The sequence below is a fragment of the Sphingomonas sp. genome (assembly GCF_048594985.1).
GTDB lineage: Bacteria > Pseudomonadota > Alphaproteobacteria > Sphingomonadales > Sphingomonadaceae > Sphingomonas_I.
The window spans coordinates 1-4,528 of record NZ_JBMDXG010000223.1; the positions used below are offsets into that span (position 1 = coordinate 1).

The following is a 4,528-nucleotide window of genomic DNA, read 5'->3' on the forward strand; positions in this document are numbered from 1 at the left end:
TCGTTGCCGCTCCGAAACGCCGATCGCATGGGGCCGTTCCGAACCTTTCACCGCACGGCTTCGGGGATGACGCGCGTAAGGGGCGGCCGCGGCCGCCCCCTTTTCAGGCCTCAGCCCTTCTGCGTCGCGATCCAGCGGTCGACCACGCGGTCAAGGATCGTCAGCGGCATCGCGCCGTCGCGCAGCACGGTGTGGAACTGCTTGAGGTCGAACCTCGCGCCCAGCGCCTTCTCCGCGCGCTGCCGCGCCGCGCTCCACGCCATGTGCCCGACCTTGTAGCTGCACGCCTGGCCGATCATCGTGCAGTAACGCTCGACCTCGCGCTGCACGCGCGGACGGGCGAAGCCGGTGGTCGTTACCATGTAGTCGGTCGCCTGCTCGCGCGTCCATTTGCGGGCATGCAGGCCGGTATCGGTCGCCAGCCGCGCCGCGCGGAACAGGAAGGACTGGAGGTAGCCCGCCCGCTCGATCGGCGAGCGATAGGCCTTCAACTCGTCTGCCACCTGCTCGGCATACAGCGCCCAGCCCTCGGTATAGGCGGAGAAGAAGCCGGTCGCTTTGCGCAGCACCGGAATGTCCTTCGACTCCTGTGAGATGCTGATCTGGAGATGATGGCCGGGAAGGCCCTCATGGTAGGTCAGCGACGGCAGGGTGTATTTCGGCCAGTCGCGCAGATCCTTCATGTTGATGAAGTAGATGGCCGGGCGCGACCCATCGAGCGCGCCGCGCTGGTAGTAGCCGTTCGACGCGCCGTCCTGGATCTCGACCGGCACCGCCCGGATTTCGAGGGGGGTCTTCGGGATGTCGAGGAACGCCTGCGGCAGCCGACCGGCCATGTCGCGCACGCCGTCGTTCAGGCTGGCGATCAGCGCCGCGCGCCCTTCGGCGGTGTCGGGGTAGAGCTGCGCCGCATCGGCGTTGAGCGCGGTCAGCCGCTCGCCCACGCTGCCCTTGCTGTAGCCCTGCGCCTTGAGGATGACGTCGAGCTCGGCGGTGATCTGCTTGACCTGCTCCAGCCCCATCCGGTGCACCTCGTCCGGGCTGAGCGTCGTGGTCGTCGCCTGCTGGAGCGCCATCGCATAGATCGCATCACCCTGCGGCAGGCGCCACGCCCCCGCAATGTCGCTCGCCTGCGGGCGGAGCTGGCGCATCATCGCGATCTGGCGATCGAGCGCGGGGTAGACCTGCGTCTCCACGATCCGGGTGGCGCGGCCCGCCCAGTCGCCCGCGACTCCCTTCGCCTGCGCGCGGGTGGCGAGCGAGCGGACGAGGTTGCTTTCGGCCGGCGCCGGCGCGCGCAGCTTGGCGAGCTGACCCAGCGTCAGGTCGATCGAGAAATCGGGGGCGAGGAAGCCTCGCGCCGCCTCCTCGCGCTGGACCTGCGTATCCTGGTCGAGCGCGGTGGCGAAGGTCGCGAGCCGATCGAGATAGGCCTCCGCATCCTCCGCGCTGGCGATCGTGTGCGTGCCGTTGAGGAAGTCGGGGACCGAGAAATAGGCTCCGCCCTGCTGATAGATGCGATAGGGCCGGATCACGCCGTCCAGCTTGAACTGGTCCCACGGCGCGACCCATGTGTTGAGCGAATAAAGCACGATCTCGCGGTTGAGCCGCGCGGGCGCGGACAGGCCGTTGGGATCGATCGCCTCCAGCTTCGCGATCCACGCCTTGGTCGCGGCGGTCTCGCGCGCGGCGCTGGCGAGCGAGCGGTCGGACAGTTTGTGGCGGAGCGCGGCATTCGCGCCCTTGTCGAGGCCAAGCGAGGTCGCCAGTTCGGGCGAGCGCGTCAGCGTGTCGGCGAAGATCTGGTCGAACAACGCCGACAGCGCCGCGTCCCCACTCTGCGCGAACGCGATCGAGGGATAGGAAGCGGCCACGGCGGCGGCTGCGCCGGACGAGAGAAACGCGCGACGGTCCATGAAGGTCTGCTCCGGAATCACTGGAATTGCGCGCAAGATTACCGACGCTCCGCGCGCGGTCAATTAGGTCAGAGGCGCTTACCCTGTCGCCCCGCCAGCTCGACCACATATTGCCAGGCGACGCGGCCCGATCGCCCGCCGCGCTGCGTTGCCCAGCTGATCGCCTCCGACGGTTCGACCGTTAGGCCATAAGCGCGCGCATAGCCCTCGACGATCGCGACATAAGTCGGCTGGTCGACGACATGGAAGCCGAGGCTGAGGCCGAAACGGTCGGCCAGCGCCAATTTGTCGTCGGCCACGTCGCGCGGGTTGACCGGATCATTCTCCGACAGGTCGCGCGGCACGATATGGCGGCGGTTGGCGGTGACGTGCAGGCGGGTATTGCCCGGCCGCGCCTCCGCCCCGCCCTCCAGCATCGATCGCAGCAGGCGCGGCGCCTCGCTCGCCTCGCCGAAACCCAGATCGTCGATGAACAAAGCGAAGCTGCGCGGCACGTCCGCCAGCGTCGCGAAAAGGCGCGGCAGGCTCGCCAGCGCATCGCCCGCGACCTCGACCAAAGCGAGCGCGCCGCCCTCCGCCTGCACCGCGCCCACGCCCGCCTTCACGAGGGCCGACTTGCCCGTCCCGCGCGCGCCCCACAGCAGCACGTCGTGCGCGGGCAATCCGTCCGCCAGCCGGCGGAGGTTGCCCACCACCGCGTCGCGCTGCGCATCCATCCCCTCGAGCAGGTCGAGCGGGAGCGGCGCGAAGGCGCGCGCGGCCTGCAGCACGCCCTCGCGCCAGACATAGGCCGGGTGGCCGAGCGGGTCGGCGCTTTCCGGCGGCGACGGCGCCAGCCGCTCCAGCGCCACCGCGATCCGCGCCAGCAGGTCTTCGTTCATCGCGCCATCGCCTCCAATGCCTCGCCGTCGAGCCGCCACGGCTCCCAGCCCGTCTGCCGCCGCGCGCCGATCGCGCGATAGAACCGCTTGGCCGGCTCGTTCCAATCCAACACCGCCCAGTCGATCCGCGCATAGCCCTGGTCGACCGCCTCGCGCGCCAGCGCGCGGAACAGGGCCCGCCCCGCGCCCGTGCCGCGCGCCGCTTCGCTCACGAACAGGTCCTCCAAATACAGGCCCGGCCGCCCGGTCCAGGTCGAATAGTTCAGGAACCAGACCGCGACACCTACCACTTCCCCATCGATCTCAATTACATGCGCGAAGACCCGCGCATCCGGTCCGAACAGGGTTGCAGCCAGCGTCTGTTCGGTCGCATGCACCGCGTCGGGCGCGCGCTCGTAGGCCGCGAGCGCGCGGATCAGGCGAAGGATGGCGGGGACGTCGTCGGTCCGGGCGCGGCGGACGATCATGCCGCCGCCTCGGTCGCCGGCGCGGGGGCCGCGCGGCCACGCGCGGCGATGATCGATCCCGCAATGATCAGCACCGCCCCCGCCACGGTCAGCGGCAGCAGCCGCTCGCCGAACACGATAGCGCTGAGGATCGTCGCCCACACGAACGCCGTATATTCCACCGTCACCAGCCTTTGCGCCTCGGCATGCGCATAGGCCCAGGCCAGCGCGAGCGAGGAGATGATCGCCAGCCCCGCCGCCGCGCTCAGCCGGAGCACCTGGCCCGCATCGGGCACCGTCGCCGCGACCGGCGCCGCGATCCCGTACAGCCCGACGAAGACGAGGTTGGTGAAAAAGGTGATCTCGACCGGCCCGGCGAGCAGCGCGCTCCGCCGCAGCAGCACCAGATTATAGGCGTAGAACATGCCCGCCACGATGATCGCGAACGCGCCGTGCAGCGCGTCCGGCCCGCCCTCCCCGCCGGCCCGGCCGCTCAGGATCACGCCGACGCCGGCGAACGCCAGCAGCGACGCGCCGATCGTGCGGCGGCGGATCTGCTCGCCCAGCATCAGCGCCGCCAGGAACAGGGCGATGATCGGCGACAGGAAGGTCAGCGTCACGCCCTCCGCCATCGGCACGCGCGCCAGCCCCCAGAAGAACAGCAGCACCGAAATGCCCGCCGCGACGCTGCGCTTCAGGTGGATGATCGCGGTCGACCGCCCCGGCCAGCCCTTGCCCCAGATCGCGAACATCGGGATGCTCATCGCCAGGCCGATGATCGACCGCCACAGCATCGCATTATAGGCGCCGATCTCGATCGACAGCCCCTTCATGAACGCGTCCATGCACGAAAACGTGGCGATGCCGATCATCGCCACCGCGTAGGCGGCGGACGGTGTCACGGTCATCGGCCCGGGCGCGACGCGCGCGATCCCGTTATTCCGCGGCCTGTGGGACGGGGGCGGCCGCGGCCTCGATCTCGGCCGCCTTGGCCTCGACCAGCCTGACGATATGCTCGACCATGTCGGCGTCGTTGATGACGTGGTCCGTCACCCCCGACAGATAGACCATGTGCTTGCCGTTGCCGCCGCCGGTCAGGCCGATGTCGGTCTCGCGCGCTTCGCCCGGCCCGTTGACGACGCAGCCGAGTACCGACAGCGACATCGGCACGCGGATATGCTGCAGCCGGCTTTCCAGCGTCTGCACGGTGCGGATGACGTCGAACCCCTGCCGCGCGCAGGACGGCCAGGAGATGACGCGCACGCCGCGCTGGCGCAGGCCGAGC

5 protein-coding genes are annotated in these 4,528 nt (G+C 69.9%); all 5 read right to left on the reverse strand.

The window, feature by feature from the left end; genetic code table 11:
• Nucleotides 1-110: 110 nt before the first annotated feature.
• Entirely contained in the window at nt 111-1,916 is a 1,806-nt protein-coding gene (locus ACOJSF_RS08855) for a DUF885 domain-containing protein (protein ID WP_420141848.1), read from the reverse strand.
• A gap of 68 nt (nt 1,917-1,984) precedes the next feature.
• Entirely contained in the window at nt 1,985-2,797 is an 813-nt protein-coding gene (locus ACOJSF_RS08860) for an ATP-binding protein (protein WP_420141849.1), read from the reverse strand.
• Nucleotides 2,794-3,264, reverse strand: a complete 471-nt coding sequence (locus ACOJSF_RS08865) for a GNAT family N-acetyltransferase (protein ID WP_420141850.1) — start codon at nt 3,262-3,264, stop codon at nt 2,794-2,796. Before ACOJSF_RS08865 ends, ACOJSF_RS08860 begins: the two co-directional genes overlap by 4 nt.
• Nucleotides 3,261-4,151 (reverse strand): DMT family transporter, encoded by an 891-nt coding sequence (locus ACOJSF_RS08870; protein ID WP_420141851.1) that lies wholly within the window; start codon nt 4,149-4,151, stop codon nt 3,261-3,263. The genes ACOJSF_RS08865 and ACOJSF_RS08870 overlap by 4 nt, the downstream gene beginning before the upstream one ends.
• Nucleotides 4,152-4,179: 28 nt before the next feature.
• A partial coding sequence (locus ACOJSF_RS08875) for a flavodoxin-dependent (E)-4-hydroxy-3-methylbut-2-enyl-diphosphate synthase (protein ID WP_420141852.1) occupies nt 4,180-4,528 on the reverse strand: 349 nt, incomplete at its 5' end.

Excerpts from the sequence above, each read along its gene's own strand:
- ACOJSF_RS08870 (WP_420141851.1), bottom strand. The coding sequence starts at position 4,151 with ATGACCGTGACACCGTCCGCCGCCTACGCGGTGGCGATGATCGGCATC.
- ACOJSF_RS08865 (WP_420141850.1), bottom strand. The coding sequence starts at position 3,264 with ATGATCGTCCGCCGCGCCCGGACCGACGACGTCCCCGCCATCCTTCGC.
- ACOJSF_RS08855 (WP_420141848.1), bottom strand. The coding sequence starts at position 1,916 with ATGGACCGTCGCGCGTTTCTCTCGTCCGGCGCAGCCGCCGCCGTGGCC.
- ACOJSF_RS08860 (WP_420141849.1), bottom strand. The coding sequence starts at position 2,797 with ATGAACGAAGACCTGCTGGCGCGGATCGCGGTGGCGCTGGAGCGGCTG.